21 protein-coding genes are annotated in these 22,769 nt (G+C 45.8%); 11 read left to right on the top strand and 10 right to left on the bottom strand.

Annotated elements, in window-relative coordinates; all coding sequences use genetic code 11:
* The first annotated feature begins 168 nt into the window (after positions 1-168).
* From UL82_RS05280 to UL82_RS05270, 3 genes are read left to right on the top strand one after another with little or no spacing between them, the layout of a single operon-like run.
* Entirely contained in the window at positions 169-1,020 is an 852-nt protein-coding gene (locus UL82_RS05280; protein ID WP_046439447.1) for a GDSL-type esterase/lipase family protein, read from the top strand.
* A 15-nt stretch (positions 1,021-1,035) separates the two neighbouring features.
* Entirely contained in the window at positions 1,036-2,700 is a 1,665-nt protein-coding gene (locus UL82_RS05275) for an AMP-binding protein (RefSeq protein WP_046439445.1), read from the top strand.
* Between the two features lie 12 nt (positions 2,701-2,712).
* Complete coding sequence (locus UL82_RS05270; RefSeq protein WP_046439443.1) at positions 2,713-2,907, top strand: hypothetical protein; 195 nt, start codon at positions 2,713-2,715, stop codon at positions 2,905-2,907.
* Here the strand turns inward: UL82_RS05270 and UL82_RS05265 are convergent.
* The 3 genes from UL82_RS05265 to UL82_RS05255 all read right to left on the bottom strand — a co-directional run bounded on the left by UL82_RS05265 (position 2,897) and on the right by UL82_RS05255 (position 5,113).
* Entirely contained in the window at positions 2,897-4,261 is a 1,365-nt protein-coding gene (locus UL82_RS05265) for a PFL family protein (RefSeq protein ID WP_046439441.1), read from the bottom strand. The genes UL82_RS05270 and UL82_RS05265 overlap by 11 nt on opposite strands.
* 3 nt (positions 4,262-4,264) lie before the next feature.
* On the bottom strand, positions 4,265-4,534 hold the full coding sequence (locus UL82_RS05260; RefSeq protein WP_046439439.1) for an ACT domain-containing protein: 270 nt from the start codon (positions 4,532-4,534) through the stop codon (positions 4,265-4,267).
* 75 nt (positions 4,535-4,609) lie between these two features.
* On the bottom strand, positions 4,610-5,113 hold the full coding sequence (locus tag UL82_RS05255) for a CAP domain-containing protein (protein ID WP_046439437.1): 504 nt from the start codon (positions 5,111-5,113) through the stop codon (positions 4,610-4,612).
* A 329-nt stretch (positions 5,114-5,442) separates the two neighbouring features.
* Here UL82_RS05255 and UL82_RS05250 point away from each other — a divergent pair, with 329 nt between their 5' ends.
* Positions 5,443-6,876, top strand: a complete 1,434-nt coding sequence (locus tag UL82_RS05250) for a hypothetical protein (RefSeq protein ID WP_046439435.1) — start codon at positions 5,443-5,445, stop codon at positions 6,874-6,876.
* Here the strand turns inward: UL82_RS05250 and UL82_RS05245 are convergent.
* The 4 genes from UL82_RS05245 to can form a co-directional block, all read right to left on the bottom strand.
* On the bottom strand, positions 6,866-7,318 hold the full coding sequence (locus UL82_RS05245) for an RDD family protein (RefSeq protein WP_046439433.1): 453 nt from the start codon (positions 7,316-7,318) through the stop codon (positions 6,866-6,868). The genes UL82_RS05250 and UL82_RS05245 overlap by 11 nt on opposite strands.
* Positions 7,319-7,374: 56 nt before the next feature.
* Complete coding sequence (locus UL82_RS05240) at positions 7,375-8,094, bottom strand: glutamine amidotransferase (protein WP_046441248.1); 720 nt, start codon at positions 8,092-8,094, stop codon at positions 7,375-7,377.
* A gap of 46 nt (positions 8,095-8,140) precedes the next feature.
* Positions 8,141-8,713, bottom strand: coding sequence for a TetR/AcrR family transcriptional regulator (locus UL82_RS05235; protein WP_046439431.1), 573 nt, complete (start codon positions 8,711-8,713; stop codon positions 8,141-8,143).
* Between the two features lie 62 nt (positions 8,714-8,775).
* Complete coding sequence (gene can, locus UL82_RS05230; RefSeq protein WP_232009525.1) at positions 8,776-11,586, bottom strand: aconitate hydratase; 2,811 nt, start codon at positions 11,584-11,586, stop codon at positions 8,776-8,778.
* A 365-nt stretch (positions 11,587-11,951) separates the two neighbouring features.
* On the opposite strand from can, the gene UL82_RS05225 reads away from it, so the two are divergent.
* The 3 genes from UL82_RS05225 (at position 11,952) to UL82_RS05215 (ending at position 15,953) form a co-directional block, all read left to right on the top strand.
* Positions 11,952-12,416, top strand: a complete 465-nt coding sequence (locus tag UL82_RS05225) for an Rv1476 family membrane protein (protein WP_046439427.1) — start codon at positions 11,952-11,954, stop codon at positions 12,414-12,416.
* 640 nt (positions 12,417-13,056) lie between these two features.
* Positions 13,057-14,745, top strand: a complete 1,689-nt coding sequence (locus UL82_RS05220; RefSeq protein ID WP_083966506.1) for a DIP1281 family NlpC/P60 protein — start codon at positions 13,057-13,059, stop codon at positions 14,743-14,745.
* Positions 14,746-14,819: 74 nt separating this feature from the next.
* The gene (locus tag UL82_RS05215) at positions 14,820-15,953 is read left to right on the top strand and encodes a ferrochelatase (RefSeq protein ID WP_046441246.1); all 1,134 of its coding nucleotides are present in this window, start codon (positions 14,820-14,822) and stop codon (positions 15,951-15,953) included.
* Here the strand turns inward: UL82_RS05215 and UL82_RS05210 are convergent.
* Positions 15,946-16,713, bottom strand: coding sequence for a hypothetical protein (locus tag UL82_RS05210; RefSeq protein WP_046439423.1), 768 nt, complete (start codon positions 16,711-16,713; stop codon positions 15,946-15,948). The two genes, UL82_RS05215 and UL82_RS05210, sit on opposite strands and share 8 nt — an antisense overlap.
* Positions 16,714-16,758: 45 nt before the next feature.
* On the opposite strand from UL82_RS05210, the gene UL82_RS05205 reads away from it, so the two are divergent.
* Genes UL82_RS05205 through UL82_RS05195 form a run of 3 tightly spaced genes read left to right on the top strand, consistent with a single transcriptional unit; the run spans position 16,759 to position 19,271 of the window.
* Positions 16,759-17,601, top strand: coding sequence for a DUF3097 domain-containing protein (locus tag UL82_RS05205; RefSeq protein WP_046439421.1), 843 nt, complete (start codon positions 16,759-16,761; stop codon positions 17,599-17,601).
* 58 nt (positions 17,602-17,659) lie between these two features.
* Positions 17,660-18,088: an NfeD family protein gene (locus UL82_RS05200; protein ID WP_046439420.1), complete on the top strand. Its 429-nt coding sequence runs from the start codon at positions 17,660-17,662 to the stop codon at positions 18,086-18,088.
* 1 nt (position 18,089) lies between these two features.
* On the top strand, positions 18,090-19,271 hold the full coding sequence (locus UL82_RS05195; RefSeq protein WP_083966424.1) for an SPFH domain-containing protein: 1,182 nt from the start codon (positions 18,090-18,092) through the stop codon (positions 19,269-19,271).
* A 52-nt stretch (positions 19,272-19,323) separates the two neighbouring features.
* Here the strand turns inward: UL82_RS05195 and UL82_RS05190 are convergent, their stop codons facing one another.
* The gene (locus UL82_RS05190) at positions 19,324-19,902 is read right to left on the bottom strand and encodes a helix-turn-helix domain-containing protein (RefSeq protein ID WP_046439418.1); all 579 of its coding nucleotides are present in this window, start codon (positions 19,900-19,902) and stop codon (positions 19,324-19,326) included.
* A 103-nt stretch (positions 19,903-20,005) separates the two neighbouring features.
* Positions 20,006-20,731 (bottom strand): TVP38/TMEM64 family protein, encoded by a 726-nt coding sequence (locus UL82_RS05185; RefSeq protein ID WP_046439416.1) that lies wholly within the window; start codon positions 20,729-20,731, stop codon positions 20,006-20,008.
* A 238-nt stretch (positions 20,732-20,969) separates the two neighbouring features.
* Between UL82_RS05185 and UL82_RS05180 the strand changes: the two genes are divergently transcribed.
* A complete protein-coding gene (locus UL82_RS05180) occupies positions 20,970-22,769 on the top strand; it encodes a methylmalonyl-CoA mutase family protein (protein WP_046439414.1) in 1,800 nt (599 codons plus the stop codon).

The following is a 22,769-nucleotide window of genomic DNA, read 5'->3' as shown; positions in this document are numbered from 1 at the left end:
TATCAAGCAACCACCAGACTGCCCTAGTCTAAAAACTTGCATGGGCAAAACAACTACGCTAGCGTAACTTTCAACCGGTAGGGTTACAGGTGTGTAACGATTGCTCGCATGTTTGCGATACACATTAAGGTTAAACCCTCACATTTTCATATAGTTAGAAGAAACTCCATGACTACATTTCGCCGTCGTTTAGCTACTGTTTTGTGCACGCTTGCTGCTACATGCACAGTAGCAACTGTTCCACATGCAAGCGCTGCTCCGAATGCTTTTGTTGCTTTTGGTGACTCAATCATGGCTAACCCTACCGTCGATGGTTGGTTTATGTCTAAGGTCACTGCTGGGTCAAGTGGCTCTTCTGGTTCTTCGGATGTGGATATTAATCGCGGCTGCGCTACGGATCGTAATGGTCTTGCTAAACAAGCTGCGGCGCGACTTGGCATGGCGGCCTGGGATTATTCTTGCCCAGGTGCTACTGCTCATTCTGGTGGTAAGGTTTTCGCTACCCAAATTAATGAGGCTATTGCCGATGGTGCACTTGATGCAAGCACTCGTGTGGTGGTTATTCAAATCGGAATTAATGACACTCATGCTGCCTATACAAAGAGTATTCCTGCTGATGTTTTGCACAATAATTATGTTTCGACGATGGTGCCAGAAATTCAGCGTATCCGACAAGCTGCTCCACATGCGCAAATAAAGATGATCGGTTATCCGTCAATCACGGACAATAACTATACGGTGTGCCTTGCTCAGTGGGGTTTTAATCTGCATACTATTGAAGCTTTGCCCATGGCAACGCATTTTGAGAATCAGGCAGAAGCTATGCAGCGTGATGTTGCACAGCGTACTGGAATTCAATTTGTCGATGTTCGCGCTCAGTCTATGGGGCACGGTATGTGTGCTTCCGATGAGCAACGCTGGATGGGCGCTTTTATCGATTTAGGTGCTGCCCGCAATATGCCCGTTCACCTTACCGATAATGGCAAAGCTCAGGTTGCCCGAATTATCGCCGAGTCTTAAGTAAAGAAAGCTTCAATGTCTCATACTATCGTCGAAAAGCCTGTTGATCTTTATGTACCAAAGAGTCGACAATTAATTCAGCTTGCAGAATCTGTCCCTTATATTGTACAATCCGGGGTTCTTGCTTTGCGACGCCCCTATGGCGCGAAAGTTATTACTTCGGGTATCGCTCGGTGGGGGTTTTCCTTAGCTTTTCTATTAGAAAATGCGGCTGAGCATTCACCTAATCGCACTGCGATTATTGATGATCTCGGCGAGATAAGTTATCGTGTGTTGCGTATTCGAGCGCGCCGTTTTGCTGCCGGCTTGGCTAATTTAGGGGTAGTAGAAGGCGACAAGGTCGGTATTATTGCCCGCAATTCTCGGGTAACTCCCATTACTTTAGCTGCTTTAGCTTATTTGGGCGTCTCACCGATGATTATGAATCCGATGTCTTCGCCGGCACAGTTGGATCGTATTATTCGTTCCTATGGGGCGAAAGCCCTTGTTGTTGATGCGGCTTATGTTGGGCAGCTGCGTGATTTAGGTCTTCCTATTATTATTGGCTATCACGATGATGAAGACCCCGCACCAGCAGATCTATCCACTATGGAGCAGATTATTGATGCTGCACCGCTTAATCCGATAGTTGCGGAAAAACCTACTCGTATGCCTACGGTCATTATGAGTTCAGGTACGACTGGTTTGCCTAAAGGTATTGTCCGTGGGGTTCCTAAAACACCTCAGGTATTAGCCTCTATTTTGCCAAAGATCCCATGGCGGTTGCACGGGGTTATTCAGCAACATGCCTCACTTTTTCATGCTTGGGGTTGGCTAAACCTTAATCTCGTCTGGGCAACCAAATCGACGATGATCGTGCATCGATACTTTGATGGGAAACAAGCCACCGATGATTTCTTGAATTATGAGGTCACCGGAATTATTTCGGCAGCAATCTTCCTTAAAGATTTCGAAGAAGAGTACGGTTTAAGAGATATTGATTCTCAAACCCATCTGCGCAAAGCAAAACAGTTGCGTTTTATTGCCAGCTCGGGAAATGCTATTCCACCAGTATTAGTACATGCGCTTAATCGTCGTTTTGGCAATGTTGTATGTAACTTTTATGGTTCCACTGAACATGGTCCGATCGCTACCGCAAGTGCCAATGAACTTGCGGCTGATCCTGATCGCGCTGGTACTATTGCCCGTGGTATCCGGGTTAAAATTTTCCGGGAAGATGGCACTGAGGCAGCCACTAATGAAGTTGGCATGGTCTATAGCTGTAACTCGGAATCAATGGTCGGCTATCTATCGCCAACTGATGAAGCCACTGTCAAAGATCACATGTTAGGCACTGGTGATCTAGGTTTTATCGACGATCAAGGTTTCTTGCATGTTCGCAGCCGTTATGACGATATGGTGATTAAAGGTGGGGAAAACGTTTATCCTCGTGAGCTGGAAGAATTTTTGCATACGCTAGACGATATCCATGATGCTTATGTCAGAGGTATTCGTGGTGAGATCATGAGTGAGCTCAATGCCTATGTTGTCCGCGCCCAGGGGAGTACTATTGATGAGGATTCTCTGCGCAAAATTGTTGCTGATAACCTAGCGCAGCATAATATTCCGGACAACATTATCTGGCTAGATAAACTGCCTCGTAACGACGCTGGAAAGGTTATTCCCCGCGAGCTTCTTTGATAGTCTGTAAGCATGACAAACAAAAAGAAAGCTCTGATTATTTCTACTGTGGCCACCGATATCGTGCTTAAAGCAACGGCCTGGCACTTTCTTTATCATCTACCGGCAGAAAAAATTCGTGGCCGCAAACCACTCTGGGCCGCCGTTACCACTATATGTGGTACGGTCGGCCCATTGGCGTTTTTATTTTATGGGATTAATTCCTAAAACCATGCACCGGCGCTGGGATATGTCCACCACGATGAATAAATTCTGAATTATCCACCCGCGAAACCGGAATCACCGGTGCATATCCAAGCAAGCCACCAAAGTTCACCTCATCGCCAGGTTTGGTTCCTGGAACTGGGATAACCCGAACTGCAGTGGTTTTATGGTTCATTACCCCGATAGCGGCTTCGTCTGCAATCATGCCAGAGATAAGTTCGGCAGAAGTATCTCCCGGAATCGCCACCATATCAAGGCCAACCGAGCAAATTGCGGTCATTGCTTCAAGCTTATCAATACTGATATTGCCCGCTCGTACCGCATCAATCATGCCTTTATCCTCAGAAACTGGGATAAAAGAACCAGATAATCCGCCGACACGGGAGCACGCCATCATGCCGCCTTTTTTCACTGCGTCGTTAAGCAAAGCAAGCGCTGCAGTAGTGCCGTGGGTTCCTACCTGAGCCAGACCCATGTGTTCCATAATGTGCGCTACTGAATCACCCAGTTCTGCCGTAGGCGCTAGTGAAAGATCTACAATGCCAAAGGGCACACCGAGTCGCTGCGAGGCCATTGTTCCTACTAGCTGGCCAGCACGAGTAATTTTAAAAGCTGCTTTCTTAATTGCTTCAGCTACCTGGTCTAAGGTTGCGCCATCAAGATCACCAAGAGCTCTATTGACTACACCTGGACCAGAAACGCCTACGCTTACTACGCAATCGGGCTCTTCAATACCGTGGAAAGCACCTGCCATAAAGGGGTTATCGCCTACAGCATTAGCAAAGACAACCAGCTTGGCACAAGCAATAGCAGACTGATCCTTGGTTAGCTCAGCAGCTTCTTTAATAACTTCACCCATTGTGCGTACCGCATCCATATTGATACCAGCACGCGAAGAACCAATATTGACACTTGAACATACAACATCAGTAACGGTTAGTGCTTCTGGTATAGAACGAATTAAACGCTCATCACCAGGAGTCATTCCCTTTTCGACGATTGCAGAATAGCCACCAATAAAGTTCACCCCGACAGCTTTTGCCGCTTTATCCAAGGTCTTAGCCAGCTGGACTGGAGAACCAGAAACTGACTGCGCAATAAGGGCTATCGGAGTAACTGAAATGCGCTTATTAACAATAGGAATACCTAGTTCTCGTTCAATGCCTTCACATTCTGGAACCAGATTCTTAGCTAGGCGAGTGATTTTTTCATATACTGCCTCGCACGTATCGTCCATGGTAGAGCGCACGCAGTCGAGCAAACTAATGCCCATGGTCACAGTACGAATATCAAGACGATATTTTTCAATCATCTCGATGGTATCAACAATGTTGTAGTGAGATTCTAAATTGTTCATGGGCTAGATCGTATTCATTGCGTCGAAAATGGCCTGCGATTGGATACGGATAGTAAGTTTTTGTTGCTCACCAACTGCGTTCATTTTTTCTTGTATTTCTGAAATACCAATCTGTGCTTCGTTAAACGCCACATGCAAGATCATGGTGAAGTACTCATCCATGAGCGTTTGAGAAACATTGTGGATATTGATATCCATTTCAGCGCAGGCAGTGGCAACAGCAGCGATAATTCCAGTGTGATCGGCACCGGTTACAGAAATAATGGCGAACATGCTGTTTTACTTTACGCCATAAGATAGAAAAACTGCGCTGTCTTGACTATAAACAACGCAGTAGATAGTTATTTTTTAAAAGAACCCACGGAAAACCGCAATATATTGGCCAAGGTTATTTTGCACCAAACCAACGCCACCGACACCTAAGTTTGGCGAAAGTAGCACACTATTATGGGTAGGGGATTCTTTCCACTGCTGTACCGGCGCATTAATATCGGTCCAGGCAGTACGAGCGATCACCTCAAAAGCATTAATATCACTTTGATGCCAGGTGTGATGTCCGCCCTGAGAATTGAGATAGTTTGCCCAATCTTGCGCTTGGTTAGCCCATTCCTGGCTATAGGCAACTGGGGCGAGACCATGTTGAGCGCGATAAGCATTGATTTGAGCAAAAATTACTGCTTTCTCTGCTGCTAAGCTGATACTGTCAACGCTAATAGCTGGAAATGCAGCATGAATACGATGAAAAACTGCAATTCCACTTTCACTGCTAGTTTGAGCCAAAGCAACCGGTGTAGTAACACTAGCAACTAAAGCAATGACGGCAGCGGTGAGTACCTTTATTAGTTTCTGCACAAAATCACCTAAATGTTATGAGGAAGCAATTCTTATCTGTATGTGACCTCACATGCTAGCGAATTGTTACAGGTTTTTTACTTAAATTTATATAAGAATAGAATTTTAAAAATAGAAGAAAACTTTAAACCCGCAGGTCACTCCACCTTATTGTTGTGATAAAGCCCATAAAATATTTAAAGCCCAGTAAGTAACCTTGATTTACAATATTCACGAGCTTAACTTTGGTCACAATTTTCACAAAAAATTACCCTCTTTCTACCCCCACAAAAGCCACTGAACTATATACTGGCGGACAATCTATAAACCCCTCAAGGAGTAGCTAATCTATGGCACCATCACTGTCAAAAATTGCTATGGCTTCAATCGCCACAGCAATACTTATTGGTACCGGTATTTCAGCAGGTACAGCGATGTTTTACCATGAGCCCACCGCAGCTGAATATGAACTGACCACTCCATACCACACGGTCAGCACCCAAATCCACGATCCAGACAATGTACTTACCGATACAGATATCCAGCTACTTAATCAAAGCTTTACGGTGCCTGAGGTAGTCAGGCAGATACATTTCATTGTTTTCGCCAACAATGATGAAAATGTCAATGACACCGTGGAGTACTATCTGCGCAGTAATATCCCAGAAACAATTGACGGGGATTCTTTTAGCCCCGGCACGCTTTTTGTTGGTGTTGGACTTGATCCTCGTGCAGCCTTTATCTTTGCTGGTGATGATGTTGCCAATACCTTGGATCTCAGAGAATCTGAGCACCTACACCAATCTATCGATGCGATTAAACCTGCCGTTATAAATGGCTTCATTGGTCAAGGGCTTGTCGACGGGCTGCATAGCGCAATCGATATTGAAGCAATCAGTCAAGCACATCTTGCCAAAGCCGAGGAAAATAGGTTATTTGCGATACTAGGTTCTGGAGCAGCTGGTGCTAGTGTCGCATTCTCAGCAGTTTTTGCTGGTGGAATACGTCGTCGCAAACAAGAAGAAAAAGCTTTGACTGCTCGCAAACAGTGGTCGACTGTGGCTAAAGAATATGGTGAACTTGCTAGCCGGTTGGATCATCTTGATATCCGCGCGCATTCACTACAGTCACCACTAGTGGATACCGAATTACGCAACCAATGGGAAGAAATTAAAACTGATTTCCTAAAAATTCATGATCTAGCTCATGAACTTACCTATCTTCACGCCGATTCTTCCGATAACCAATACCGTAGCGAAGCAAAAAAGATTGCCCGTGCTTTTGAAGTCACCGAATCAACTGGAAATGCAGAGAAAAATATTGAAAAGCTTTTTGCATTAGAAAATGGTGATGCCAAAGTACGTACTCGCGAGATACAAGAACTCATTAATGACATCAATGAAGCCATTACAGAACTTGAAAACACAGATACCGGTCTTTATCACAGCCTGGTTGAGGTACGTACTCAAGCACAAGAATTAAGTGCTGATACTGATGATCCGCACTTTATGAATAAATTTGTGGAACTTTTTAACCAATACCGTATTGCCCTAGAGAAATTCCGCGAGCAGACCTACGGTAAGGAGAAGCAAAGCATTAATCCGCCACGTTTAGATAGTGAGGATTATCGACCAGGTTATGGCTATAACGGCTTTGTCCCTTATTGGGTTATCCATAATTGGTATACCGATCAGGCAAACCACAATTACACCAATAGTAACAGTAGTTACAATACCTCGTTTAGCTCTGGTTTTTCTGGAGCCGGTGGTTCATCTAGCTTTTAATAACCGTTACCTGGGTACCAGCTAATAGATCAAAGACATGGCGTTGCGACGCATGTGCCAACGCAGTAATAAAAACCACGATAACGGTACCCAGGACAAAGAAAATAGCGCCATCGCCACGCGAGAATAGGAAATAGAGGACTAGTGCAAGAATCAACCATGTATTGCGTACTAAACTGCTCCACCAACGCTCATAACGATAGTGAATTTCTAGCCCCAACAATTTTTTTCCTAATGTGATACCAAAAATCCACTCGCAGATAACTTTATAACCATAAAGGGCCAACACTGATAACACAGCAACGAGAACTGCCCCCTGCAATGTAGGGGAGAAGACCTCTGCTGCAATGGCCGGCATAGCCAATAAAAGACCGCCGATAATAAGAAAATCACAGATAGCCGCTACGACGCGACGAATGATAATGGTTCCATTTAAATGCACAGGTTATTAACCTAGCAAAATACAAACTCGTGCTTTAAAAGATGCAGTTGTGATTTTTAGCGCTTTCCTTCGCATACTTCTACAAAATTACGCAAAACTTGGTTGGAATAGGTGGTGTTCACATCAGGTAACGTCGCTACGATTGCGTCATAACGCTCAGGAGAGAAGTAACCGTAATCATAATAGAAATCCATCCGAGTTTTCATAGCTGCCGCATCCATCTCAGCATGGAATTGACATGCCCAGGTGGTGTCATTAGCACGAATCATCTGTATCGGACAGCTCGAACCAGTTGCTAGAACAACAGTTCCGGTTCCTACCGCAATAGTATTTTCGGTATGTCCAGTAAGCGAGGTAAAACTTTCCGGTAGATCATAAGTAATCCGATCCGTTAATGCAGCCTGGGTAAGCGTTACCGTCGTTGCGCCGGACTCTTCTGGATGGGTGCGCCCTACTTCGCCACCGGTGAGATAGGTAAGCAAAGAACTACCGAAACAGATAAAAAAGACTGGCAAATCAGCATTAACCAGACTGTGTAATTGCTCGTGCACATGTTTTTGCCATGCACAATAGTCTGGTTCAGTCACATTTAATGGACTACCACCCACAATCACGCCATCATAATCAGCTAGGCAACCAATTGTCTTGGTGGTATCGTCGATTATTTTTTGATCTAATTGCTCCGGTTGCAATCTAGTGGCGCGCAAAACGTCATTATACTCGGCATGGGCGACATCAAGGCCAGATCGCGGCGAAACCAAAAGCAAGGAAACCATAACCACTACCATAGACCAAGCGGTCTATAAAAAAGGAATTGAGTCGTTAAGCTCGAATACGAGCACGAACAGTTTCTTCAACAAGGTTGAGTACTTGCTCTAATTCTTTCTGATCCGCACCAATGGCTAATTTAGAGATAAAACCATCCATTACTGTCTCTAAAAAAGTATGCAGTACCTCTATAGGAACATCTGGACGCATACCATCTTGAGCAATATTTGATTCTAAGCGGGCTCGCACCGCCTCATCGAGAATTTTTTGATGCTCTTGCCAGCGGGCACGAAATGCCATATCGGTGCGCAACATAGTAGAAATCTCTAGTCGGGTCGCTAACCAATCATGACGTTCTGGATGGGCAAGCATATCGCGCATTACTGCTACCAAACCATTACTAGCTACCACCTCAGCCATACGAGCTGCATCTTCTCGCGCTAAAGCTAAAAAGAGGTTTTCTTTATCGCCAAAATGATGAAAAATTGCGCCCCGAGATTTCCCCGTAGCTTCTTCTAGCAAACGTACCGTTGCTCCACCGTAGCCATGCTCTGCAAAGCATTTCCGTGCGCCTTCAAGTATTTCCTGGCGACGCAACTGAAGTTCTGCATGACTAACGACAGGCACCTAAATCTCCTCTTAAAAAATTGTTTAAGAGGGTTGCACTAGAAACAACCCTCTTTATGATCTTAGGACTTAATCATTTGGCGCAGTACATACTGCAAAATACCACCATGGCGATAATAATCAGCCTCACCCGGGGTATCGATACGTACAATCGCATCGAACGTGATTGTCTCACCAGATTCCTTGGTAGCAATAACCTGCACAGTTTCTGGTGTGACTCCATTATTTAGCTCTTCGATGCCAAGAATATCGAAGGTTTCAGTGCCATCTAATCCCAGCGATTCATGCGATTGCCCAGTAGGGAATTGCAATGGAATTACCCCCATACCAATGAGGTTGGAACGGTGAATTCGTTCAAAGCTTTCAGTGATAACAGCACGTACGCCTAAAAGGTTAGTGCCCTTGGCTGCCCAGTCGCGTGAAGATCCAGTGCCATATTCTTTACCGCCTAGTACCACTAGTGGAATACCGGATTGCTTATAGTTTTGGCAGGCGTCGAAGATAAAGGCTTGTGGCGCACCTTCTTGAGTAAAATCACGGGTATATCCACCAGCAACATGAACAAGCTGATTCTGCAAACGAATATTTGCAAAAGTACCGCGCATCATCACTTCATGATTACCACGACGAGACCCCAACGAGTTGTAATCATTGCGTTCCACGCCATGCGCATCCAGATATTGTGCTGCTGGAGTACCAGGTTTAATTGACGACGCAGGGGAGATGTGGTCAGTAGTTACCGAATCACCTAACTTAGCTAGCACACGAGCACCCTTAATATCTGTGACAGCTTCTGGTTCTAATTCCATGCCATCAAAATATGGTGCTTTGCGAATATAAGTAGAAGATTCATCCCATTCAAAAGTCTTGCCAGTAGGAATAGCAAGGTTTTGCCATTGCTCATCGCCTTTAAAGACATCGGCATAGTCGGCTTCATAAAGCTCACGAGAAATAGCTTGAGCAATAGTCTGCTCAATTTCTTCCGTGGATGGCCAAATATCTTTTAGGAAAACATCATTTCCATCCTGGTCTTGTCCCAGAGCTTGGGTATCGAAGTCAAAATCCATGGTACCGGCAATGGCATAAGCGATCACCATGATTGGTGAAGCCAGGTAATTCATCTTCACATCAGGTGAAATGCGACCTTCAAAGTTGCGGTTACCAGAAAGTACAGCGGTAGCAGTTAAATCATATTCGTTAATAGCGGCAGAAATTTCTTCCGGGAGTGGGCCGGAGTTACCAATGCAGGTAGTACAACCAAATCCAGAGAGATAAAACCCCAGAGCTTCTAAGTCTTTCCACAGATCTGCACGCTTATAGTACCCATCAACCACCTGTGATCCTGGTGCGCAGATCGTCTTGACCCATGGCTTTGCTTGTAAACCTTTTTCTGCTGCTTTGCGAGCAATCAAACCAGCACCAATCATCACTGAAGGATTAGAAGTATTAGTACACGAGGTAATAGAAGCAATAGCAACCATGCCATGATCCAAGGTGTACTCTCCGCCATTAGGTGAGGTAACTGTTACTGGACGAGAAGGACGTCCTTGTGCACCATGCGCGGCAGATTCACCATTTCCAGCACGGGAAGAATTCAAGGTAGATGGCATTGGTGCAGCATCTTGGTCTTCGCCTTCTGAGCCCATACGTACGGCCACAATTGAGTCGTCTTCAACAACTGCATCCTGGGTATATGTTGGTAAATCTTTACGGAACTGTTGTTTAGCCTGAGAAAGTAAAATACGATCCTGAGGTCGTTTCGGTCCAGCAATCGATGGAACCACCGTCGCAAGGTCTAGCTCTAGATATTCCGAGTATTCAGCTTCGGGAGCATCCTCAGCTAGCCACATTCCTTGTGCTTTAGCATAAGCTTCAACCAGCTCAACTTGCTTAGCAGGGCGGCCAGTAAGCATCAGATACTTAATAGTTTCTTCATCAATGGGGAAAATTGCACAGGTAGAGCCGAATTCAGGTGACATATTGCCAATGGTTGCTCGATTAGCTAGTGGAATTGACTTCACACCATTGCCATAGAATTCAACAAATTTCTGCACTACGCCATGCTCACGCAACATTTCAGTAATCGTAAGCACAACATCAGTTGCAGTAACTCCGGTAGGAATTTCACCAGTAAGCTTGAAACCAACAACCTTAGGAATCAACATAGATACTGGCTGTCCAAGCATGGCTGCTTCAGCTTCAATACCGCCTACGCCCCAACCTAAAATGCCCAAACCATTTTCCATAGTGGTATGGGAATCGGTACCAATACAGGTATCTGGGTAAGCAAGCCCGTCATTGTCAAAAACTACTCGGGCTAAATGCTCAATATTAACTTGGTGCACAATACCGGTTCCGGGAGGAACAACACGGAAGTTAGAGAAGTTCTCCGCCCCCCACCGAAGGAATTGATAGCGCTCTTCATTGCGCTCATATTCAATAGCAACATTTTCTTCTAAAGCTTGCGAAGAACCAAAGGCTTCAATAATAACCGAGTGGTCAATCACCATCTCAGCAGGATTAAGTGGATTTACCTTATCTGGGTCGCCTCCTAGTGTTTTCACAGCTTCACGCATTGTTGCTAGATCAACTACACAAGGAACACCAGTAAAATCCTGCATAAGGACACGAGCTGGAGTGAATTGGATTTCCACCTTCGGCTCAGCAGCAGGATCCCAGTTTGCAATAGCTTCAATGTGTTCTTTAGTGATATTTGCACCATCTTCAGTACGCAAGAGGTTTTCGCCAAGAACTTTAAGGGAGTACGGCAGCTTCTCCATGCCTGGTACAGCATTCAATGCGAAGTAATCATATGAATTATCGCCAACTTCAAGCTTTTTCTTAGCATTAAAGGAGTTTTTGCTTGTGGTCACAGTAAGCTCCATTTTCCGTTCGTATTTATGAGGTGCGTCATTCAAGAAAACTCACCCACATGAATATGGCTGTTTATCCATGTTTCGGGGTATGTCGACATCACATACTGCACATATACAGTCCAACGTCGTCTGGCGCCCATCTTAACAGTACGATCGTTCTGTTGCGGAACTTCAGCTTTTTATGCCCGTTTTCTACCCCCATTTAGGAAATTAGCCCAACTAAAAAGGTTCCCAATAGTCAATAAAGAAAAAATATTGAGCAAACGCAACCAAGAATCCAAGCGTCGAAATGCAATAAAGATCAGCTTTACTGTTAGGGTAAAAACGTTTTATGCCACACTATCTATTACTAGGGAGAGAAGTTGATTCCGTCAGATATAGATCTTCATGAGCTCTCTAAGCAGATTAATGACGATCAAATCGCTCTGGAATCTTCCAACCCTAAGCTACACACAGAGTTAGAATCTGCTATCACATATGCGCAGGAAAATGGATTTGGCAGCGTAGGTATTGCGATTCTAGATTCCACCCCAGCAAAGACTGCCGATCTACGCGATATCGCTCAAGAGCTTCTTATCACCTCACACTTAGATACAGTCATAGTTCGCGCTCCCAGTTCTGGCGCCATTGTGAGCACAGTACATAATCGAGCCGATATCGAATCCGCCCAATGGCACTTCCTAGCGAACCCAAACTACGCAGAGGCAACCACGGTACTTGTTGACCACATTAACGCCGAACCCGTTCCCGGAGCAGCAATAAATATACTTACCGCCATTAGTACAATTTTTGCCATTGCTATTGTCGTATTTTTTAACCGCTCTTAAAAAATAAATTAATTGCAACAGTCAAGGCGTTAGGCTTGTATTTAGAAAATCCTAACGCCTTTTATGCTACACAATTCACCCTCCGGCAATCGTGGTTAATTAAAAAATCAAGTTATAAACCTTGCTTTTTATAAGAGCTCACCTTTTATAGGATCTCGCACCCCATATTTAACAACACGCCGAAGATTTTCCATAAAGTGTCAAATGTCACATATGTAACTATGTAACACTAGAACCCCAGGTCAGCACCGGTTACCAAATCGTAATAAAGGGTGTGACTCTTGTGACTAAAATGTAACAATGAGAAATAAGTGTGCAGTGTGCTTTAAAGTTCAATTGTCGACTCATGAGTCGATTTTGGAAACTTGACTTTCTATTAGCATCAGAAGCATCGGGCATGTGGGGAAGCACGCATCGATAACTCAGCAGGGAAGCCGGCTTTCAAATCGACCCAAATGGCGGCGAATTAAAAATGGAAGCCACGATGCAAGCCCATGTCCAGTGACAGAGCAGCTAGCTCATACGCTACTTAGTCAAGTCTGTTAACTTTAATAGACTGGGTCAAAACATGGGTTTATTGCATCTTGCGACAGGAGTTCCCTGAGTGAGTACATTATCTCTCGTGGGTCGTAGCACCCGGATGCACCGCATCATGCGCAGTACTATTGCTGCTCTAGCAGCTGCTGCCTGCGTATCGACGATTTCACCCGTCGTAGCGCAACCAGTTAATCCCAGTGATGAGGAAATAACCGCCGCCACCCAAGCAGTAGGAACTGCTGAATCGCATGTTTCCGCACTTGCAGTTCAACTTTCTTCTGCTGAATCAGCTATTGCTGAACTTGAATTACGCATGGGGCAGCTACGCGAAGCCGTCAATAAAGCCTTAGTGGACTTGCATGATGCCCAGGCGAAAGCAGAACAAGCGCGCCAAGGTGTGAGTGCAGCACGGGCTAATCTTGATGCCACCCAGTCAGAAATTATTGATGCCCAGGCACAGCTAGATGAAATATCTCGTACAGCATACCGACAGGGAACTACCCCTAATGGTGTCTCGGCAATCTCTGGCAATGGAAACTCAGAAGATTCACTTGATCGCCAAACTTATCTTCGAACTACTGCGCAAACACAGCGTGCTGCTATCGACGAACTTGATCGCTTGCGCACCGAACAAGCGAATGAAGAGTCAAAACTACGTGAGGCACGCAATCTAGCGGAAAAACGTGAACAAGAAGCAACTACTGCTCAAGAACACGCACAATCAGCTATCAACGAAAATTCTGCTGCCCTAGCTGGCCAGCAAGAACAAATGGCTCAGCTCACTGCGGATCGTGATGCGGCTCAGGTACAACTAGATGTTGCTCGCGGAAATATTACTGTTCTTAATACTCAACGTTCTGACTATGAAGAGTATGAGGCTGCCGAAGCCGCCCGAAAAGTAGCCGAAGAGGAAGCACGTGCTGCTGAATCATCGCGCCAAGCCGCTGAGGAAGCTCAAAAAGTAGCCGAGGCAGCTGAAGCTGAGGCAATGCGCCAAGCTGCAGAAAAAACCGCTGCCGAGGAACGTGCTGCTGCACAAGCGAAAGCAGAACAAGCAGCAGCAGAGGCTGAAGCTGCTCGACAACGTGCCCAACAAGAAGCAGCTGATGAACAAGCTGCTCGTGATGCCAGTGCCGCTGCGGCTGCGGCTGCTTCTGCCGCCGCAGCAGCGATTATCGCCGCAAATACAGCAACCCATGCCACCACAGAAGACCCTTATACCGACACTGAGGACACATCTATCGCAGCAGTCCAAAACCCAAATCTCAGTGACACGCTTGCTTCTGTTCTTAAAGATCTCGACGTCGTAACACTAGATACAGATACTTCGGTCAGTGAGAAAGCAACTTCAATAATTTCCGATGCTTCTCGAGATACCAAAATTGAAACCGTCATTAGCCGAGCTATGGGAGTCGTCGGTACGCCTTATGCTTGGGGCGGTGGCGATGCTAATGGACCAACACGTGGAATCCGTGATGGCGGCGTAGCTGATTCTTATGGTGACTACAACAAAGTTGGCTTCGACTGCTCCGGTCTGGTGCTCTACGCATTTGCTGGCGCTGGAATTTCTCTTCCACACTACAGTGGTTACCAATACCAGCGTGGCACACAAATCAGTCCACAAAATATACAACGCGGTGATCTCATCTTCTACGGGCCTAATGCCGAACATCACGTAGCAATTTATCTTGGCGACGGTCAGATGATAGAAGCGCCAAATTCTGGCTCTACAGTTCGAATCTCTCCAGTTCGATGGTCTGGTATGAGCCCTTATGCAGTACGCATGTTTTAAATAATGGAAGGCAAGCACCCAATAGGTGTTTGCCTTTTCTTTATTTTATAACGCACAATGCTACATTTGCTGCTATGGCATTCACTGCAGGGTATGAAGTAGACAAGGCAATTGCCAATTTAAGTGTCGAAAATATCGATGCTCTTTTAGTCCTCTCTTTTGGCGGACCAGAGCGACCAGAAGACGTTCGACCATTTTTAGAAAATGTCACCCGCGGTAGAGGCATTCCTGCTGAGCGTCTCGACGAAGTTGCCGTCCACTACCACCATTTTGGTGGGAAAAGTCCACTTAATGATCTCAATCGAGAGATTATTGCCAATGTTGAAAAAGAACTACATCAACGTGGACTTTCCATACCTGTGTATTTCGGCAATCGGAACTGGCACCCTTATGCTAATGATGTTGCCGAACGCATGTATGCCGATGGGCATCGAACCATTGCGGTATTAGCCACTAGCGCCTGGGGTGGCTACTCAGGGTGTCGTCAATATGGTGAAGATATTATTGCCATGCTTAATCATCTTGCCCATACTGTAGGAACAGATGAACCACTTCATTTTATCCGGCTGCGCCAATTCTTCGATCACCCAAAGTTTATCGATGCCAATGTGCAGGCCGTTAACGAAGCTTTTGCACAAGTCACTCCGGGAAAAAGTACGCGCCTAGTATTTACCGCGCATTCTATTCCAGTATTAGCAAATACTGCCTCCGGTACCAGTGAGGATGGCACTTTATATTCCAACCAAGTTTATGAAGCTGCCCGATTAGTTGCAGAAAGAGCACAAGCTGGGGCATATGCTCAACATTATGATTTAGTGTGGCAATCGGCTTCAGGCGATGGAAAAATTGCCTGGTTAGAACCAGATATTTTAGATTTTGCCCAAGAAGTCCGAGAAAAAGATGGCGATGATGCAATCGTTGTCTGCTCTATCGGTTTTATCTCTGATCATATGGAAGTAGTGTGGGATCTCGATAATGAGCTCCAATATGAGGCTCAAAAAATGGGTCTAGAGGTTGTAAGAGCCCTCACTATTGGCCCTAGTACAGAATTTGCCGAAATGGTTGTCGATATTATCGACGAGTCCCTTAATCCACAAAAGGCATTACACCTTGGAACTGTTGTTTCTAAAGGCTGCACCTATAATGGTGCGCCTTGTCAACCAGAATGCTGTCAGCCAGCACGAAGAAAACCACCGGTTGCTACCTAGCCCATTCCACTAGAGCATATGTGCACGCGGCCATTCGTGCATGACGAATATGTCTTGCCAAGGAAAGAAGCTCAGGGTCAAATTCATGGTCTTGAGCAACCTGCGTTACTGTTTCCACAATTGCTGCAACCCGATCAGCACGGGCAATAAGTTGCGCTGCTCGCGGCGGAATATGATCTGGCAGCCCTGGGTTTTCATAAAAATCACTAAGCGATCCCACAGTAAGGCGCGGATTAGGTAGCTTCGTGGTGTGCGAGGTATCGCAATGTTCGATTAGTTGTGCTGCTGTTGTCGCTGCCTGAGTCAGCGCATAGTCTGCTTCACCTGGAAGTAAATAATTAGGTGCAGGTAGCAGTCCCTCATATTCGTACCATCGCCACTGGCAACCAGAAGCATCAAATTGTGGGACAAGAACGTGATAGCGGTATGGGTTATGATCAGCAATAAAAATTGCCCCCTCGGTTATATAACGCATGGCTTCGCTATGCGGTGGCAAGCGTATAGGATCCCCAGGTCCGGTTAAAGCAACCTGTAATAGTGGTGTGTGGGGGCGGGGATTATCGATAAGTGGGGAAGTAGTATTACGAACTTGAAGTAAAAAATCGGTGGTAAAGAATTCACCACCATATAATCGGTGCGGACCTCCTAGTTCAGTAAGTGCATAATCAAGATCATCAAAACTTTCTTGTCCATAAAGCCAGGCTCCTAACCATAGAGCAATGTTTTGAATGGGAGAGTAAACAATATTACGGATATTCATAAGCGGTACCAGCGTAGCGCATAGTTTCTACTACCATGTGTTCTCATGAGTTCTTCTGATCCCTACGGTCACGATATTCTTTCTGGGCACCCCCGTAATAAAAAGCCAGATTACCCGCTTGTTCCGGCTCGTCCAGGTGAGATTGTTGAAGTACTTGCCGACGGTTTTGTTGGCGCTATCGTAGGTTTTGAGCGCACATATGATGGTGATTTTATTCGTTTGGAAGATCGCTATCATACGCAGCGTCTGTTCAAAATGCGTCCTGGGGCATTTATGATTGATGGTCAGCGGATAACATTAACTCGCTTCGTCGAAAAGCAAGCTCCACGGCGTTCTAATTCTGGTTCTAAACAGGTAGCTGGTGTACAGGCCAAAGTAGCAGCACCATCTCGAATTTGGGTAGAAGGTGTTCATGATGCAGCACTGGTGGAAAAAATTTGGGGCCACGATCTACGCGTTGAAGGCGTCGTCGTAGAATATTTAGAAGGCTTAGATAACCTGGAAGAACGACTAATAGAATTTCAGCCTAATTCCAAACGTCGTATTGGTGTCCTCGCCGATCACTTGGTTACCGGCAGTAAAGAAATGCGACTTACTCAATCAGTAGGACCACATGTACTAGTTACTGGTCATCCTTTTATTGATATTTGGGCGGCAGTTAAACCCGAGCGGGTTGGCTTACGCGCTTGGCCGGAGATTCCTTATGGCGAAGATTGGAAAACTGGAATTTGTCAGCGGGTTGGTTGGTCAAATCCGCAAGAAGGCTGGCATCGAATCTACCATGCCGTACAATCGTTTCGAGATATTGATTCATCCCTTATTGGAGCAGTAGAACGCTTGGTTGATTTTGTTACTACCCCCGAGCTCAATAAGGAAGACCTGGTATAAGTTAAATCAGCAAAATTTTGTCTGCCCCAGCTAAGTTTTTTCGTCTACGCTATACCCTGTGGGTGCGCTTATCTGGTTTATTACAGCAATTGCTCTTGCCAGCGCAGAACTATTTGTTGGCGAGTTAACTCTGCTTATGCTCGGCAGCGGTGCGCTTGCTGCTGCAGGTATCGCTTTATTTAATGTTCCTTTATGGGTAGAGATCTTAATCTTTTCGCTTGTCAGCATTGGCATGTTGTTCTTTATTAAGCCCGCATTAAAAAAGCGTATGCACCAACCCCTAGCTTTAGATACTTCTCATAATGCTTTAGTAGGAAAGCAAGCAGAAGTATTAGAAACTGTTACTGCGCATTCAGGAATGGTACGTCTCGATGGAGATATTTGGAGTGCTCGTAGCTTTGTCAGCGGCGAAGAATTTTCTCCACATGAATATGTCCAGGTATATGGCATTAATGGTTCTATGGCGATGATTGGAAAGGAAATTTAACGTGACTACGTTACTCACGCTTGCTATCATCACCTTGTTTATTGTAACGGTGGTGGCAAAATCCATTGCCCTTATTCCGCAAGGTGAAGCGGCAGTAATTGAACGGTTGGGAAGTTATACTCGTACAGTTTCTGGTGGGTTAACACTACTTGTTCCGTTTATAGATCGAGTACGGGCGAAGGTTGATACCCGCGAACGTGTGGTTTCTTTCCCACCTCAAGCAGTGATTACTCAGGATAACCTGACCGTCGCCATCGATATTGTGGTGACTTTTCAAATTAATGATGCTGCTAAAGCGATCTATGGTGTGGATAACTACATTGTCGGTGTGGAACAAATCTCCGTCGCAACGCTGCGAGATGTTGTTGGTGGTATGACCTTAGAAGAAACCCTAACTTCACGCGATGTCATTAATCGACGCCTACGTGGTGAACTAGACGCAGCCACCACTCGTTGGGGCTTGCGTATTTCTAGAGTTGAATTAAAAGCTATTGATCCACCGCCATCAATTCAGCAATCTATGGAAATGCAGATGAAAGCTGATCGCGAAAAGCGAGCCATGATTCTTACCGCTGAAGGCCGTCGCGAATCTGATATTCGTACTGCTGAAGGTGAAAAGCAAGCAAAAATTTTAGCCGCCGAGGGTGAAAAACACGCTGCTATTTTGGCTGCAGAAGCTGATCGTCAAGCTACTATTTTGCGCGCCGAGGGCGAGCGCGCAGCAAAATACCTCTCCGCACAAGGTGAAGCACGCGCAATTCAAAAGGTTAATGCAGCCATTACGGCTTCCCAGGTAACCCCAGAAATTTTGGCTTATCACTATCTAGAAAATATGCCTAAAATTGCCGAAGGTCAGGCATCAACGATGTGGATGATTCCAAGTCAATTCGGTGATGCTTTAGAAGATTTTGCTAAAACCTTTGCTAAAAAGGACGCAGACGGGGTATTTCGCTATGAGCCAGCACAAGTACACAATGAGGCTGAAAAAGTGCTTGCAGAAGACGACAAACAAGACTGGTTTAGTACTGAATCCAATCCAGAGATTGCTGCAGCCGTAGCAGCTGCTAACGCTGTTGCGAATAAACCTGTCGACGAAGAACCCATGCTCACTGCTCAGCCTAATCCGGCTGCACCGGCAGAAATTGAATCTGCTCAAACTACTGAAACTAACAATCAACCATAAGATAAAAAAATAAGAGTAGGCGTTAAGGTTTTTGAGATCTTAACGCCTATTTTTAACAGGTCATCTCAGTTTCTGCTCGGTTAAGCAGGCTAACCGCTTGCTTATAGCCGGCTACTTCTGCTTGCCACCCAGCAGCTTGTAACCGCTGACTCATTGCTTGTTTAGAAATACCTAGTTCCTCAGCAGCTTCATTTTGGTTTAATCCAGACCGAACCAAAGAAGTAGCTTCTTTACCTTCTGCGGTTCTTTTCATTAAAACATGGCCTAACAAAATGAAAGAAGCTTGAATATCTTCTGCCCATGCTTTGTCTTTACGTTTGCCACGCTTTACCCCAACTTTAACTACGCCGGCACGAGTATGTTTACCCATTACTGTCTTAAGCAATGACATAATTCCCGCTTCATCATCATTGCTTACCCCAATAGCGATTGCCCAATCACCATAGGCAAGTAAAGCCATAACAACATCAACGGTGGCTTGTGCAGTATCAATGCAGCCAACAATATCTTCTACACCGATAATCCGAAATGGATTTACCCCTTCCAAGGTGGCAAGTGCTTGTGCAGAATTTGCTACTAATTCTGCACGTCGACGTTCTCGTCCCCGGTAACGAGCTTGAACTGCAAACATTAGCTATGAGCTCCTTAAAACACCCAAAATCTTTCTATAGTCAAGGCTAGTGGCTAGAGTACCGGCATATAAACATTAGGTGCCGTAGAGTGTAAATTACTAGCTACCCCTGCGAACGTGGAGACTGTTCATCAATTATTTTAAGCGGTAGCTTTGCATCAATATATAAACCACTAAGGCCTAATCCAGCTAATAAAACCACAGCTATTAACAATGCTGGATTAAACCCGGTAGCTAAAGCATCACCTAAAATAACTGTGGCAATTGTCCCTGGAGCAGACCCAACCAGCGTGGCAATAGTAAACCCTACCAAGGGAACAGAAGATAGTGCTGCGACATAGTTCAATATCGAAAATGGAATACCGGCGATCATACGCAATGAGCAAATAGCTAACCAACCACGCTGTTTTAATCGCCGATCAATATTTACTACCGCTGGGTGAGATAACTGTGGCCGAATCCAATCACCAAGAAAATAACGCACAATTGTTAATGAAAGCGCAGCCGATACCGTGGTACATACCAACGCAATAAGAATCCCTAAACTCGGCCCGAATAATACGCCCGCGCTAAGAGTTAATAATGTGCGTGGAATTGGCAGTTGGGTGATACCGATATATAACCCGGCAAAAAGAAAAATAAACCACCGACCAGTTGTATAAGACCAGCTTTGAAAAGTGGCCAGGGGAGGAACGTCGATAAGTAGCATTGCGACAATAACACCGAGAACTAGTGTGGTAATGACCACCTTTTTTCCGATAGGAAAAGCGCGAAATTCCGCTACAGCGCTGCGAAAAAGCGTGGTAAGAAAGTGTAAAAAGCCGCTCACATCTGTTCATGGTAATCGGATTGTGAGGAAGTTAATGTGCGCAACGCACCATCTGACGCGCGCAATGGTATTAGAGTTGGAAAATGGTTATGAGGCGAGAGTCACCAGCTCTATAACTTTCGTCCTAGGCCACTTTTAGCCTTGAAATCGTACAATGTGACAATCACAGAGCTAACTTCGTTGTGCATGCTGTGTGGTTGTCACTTAAAAAAATATTAAAAAGGGAGTGGGTTTTCTCGTGACTGAAGCACGAACTGACCTATCTGGATCCTTTGATGCATCCCAGCAGGCCTGGTATAAGGCCGTTGCTGGTGTTTTTGCGCGAGTACAAAAAAAGGATGTCGCTGACATTCCGTTAGATATTTGGCGCAAATTAATCAGGACCACCTATGACGGCATCGACGTCAATCCTTTGTACACTCGTGCAGAGGAACATAGCGAACTCAACGCCCCAGGCGAATTTCCATACACTCGCGGACACCACAGCGTTGCTACCAAGGTAGGCTGGGGAGTTACCGAATCCTTCGGCGCTAATGCTACTAACGCCGAGGTGCTACATGCACTTGAAAACGGCACCACAGACCTCGTACTTTATGGCGAAGCTGATATTGCCGAGCTACTCAAGGGTGTATACGTCTCTATGGCACCGGTACGCCTTAATGCTGGCAGTTCCACGGTCGAAAAGGCTGCTGAACTCTACCGCGTCGCTGATTCCCAAGAAGCAGCACCGGCACGCCTAGAATTAGGTGCATCACCGCTTAGCTCGCTTATCGACGGTTCGCCATCAGTATCTATTGACGATGCAGTCAAGCTTGCTGTTGAAGCAGCACAGCGCGAAAATACCCGGGCCATCTTGGTCGATGGCGTCAGCTTCTCCAACCAGGGCGCCTCTGATGCTCAAGAAATTGGGTTAGCTCTTGCCGCTGGTGTTGAATACCTTCGTGCACTTACTGCTGCTGGTCTAAACATTCAAGAAGCTCTTGACCAGATTTCTTTCCGGTTTGCAGTCACCGATGATCAATTCGCTCAAATTGCAAAGCTACGTGTTGCCAGGCGTTTGTGGGCTCGCGTTGCTGAAGTCGTTGGCGCACCAGAACATGGTAGTGCTCCGCAGCACGCACTAACAGCTCCGGTCATGTTTAGCCAACGCGATCCATGGGTAAATATGCTGCGTAGTACTGTCGCTGCCTTTGCCGGTGGGGTTGGCGGAGCTACTGATGTTGAGGTTCTCGTTTTCGACTGGGCAATTCCTGGCGGACTTCCTAAAACTTCCCGTGCATTTGCTCACCGTATTGCGCGTAACACCAACCTCTTATTGCTCGAAGAGTCTCACCTTGGTCATGTTGTTGATCCCGCTGGTGGTTCTTACTATCTAGAAGACCTCACTGAAAAACTCTCCGAAAAAGCATGGGATTTCTTTACCTCCGTAGAACACAATGGTGGTTTCAGCGATAGTCTCGACACCATTAAACAGGCACTCGATGAAACTCATGAGGCAGTACGCAAAGATATTGCTTATCGACGCAAGCAGCTCACTGCTATTAATGAGTTCCCGAATCTAGCCGAAGCACCACTTGCTGCTGATCTACGAGTAGAGCCTAAGCATGTTCGCCGCTGGGCAGCTGAATTTGAATCCTTCCGTAACCGCTCTGATGCTTTCCAGGAAGTTAAAGGACACCGCCCACGCATTGCGTTGATCCCGCTGGGTCCACTAGCAAAGCACAATATTCGTACTGGTTTTACCACCAACTTGCTTGCTTCCGGTGGCATCGAGGCTTTGAACCCAGGACAGGTTGTACCAGGTACGGAAGAATTTACTACTGCTGCCAAGGAAAGCCCGATCGTAGTTATCTGCGGTACCGATGCAGAATATGCTGAGAGCGGCCCAGAGGCGGTAAAGGCTCTGCGCGAAGCAGGAGTAGAAACCATCTTGCTTGCTGGCCCGAACATTGACGGCGTAGACGTCGATGATTATTTGAACATGAAGATCGATGCAGCTCAAAAGCTTACTGAGCTGCTTGAAAAGTTGGGAGCGTAA

Source organism: Corynebacterium kutscheri, from assembly GCF_000980835.1.
GTDB classification, from domain to species: domain Bacteria; phylum Actinomycetota; class Actinomycetes; order Mycobacteriales; family Mycobacteriaceae; genus Corynebacterium; species Corynebacterium kutscheri.
Note: the sequence above shows the minus strand (reverse complement) of the source record. Positions and strands in the feature narration are given on the sequence as shown.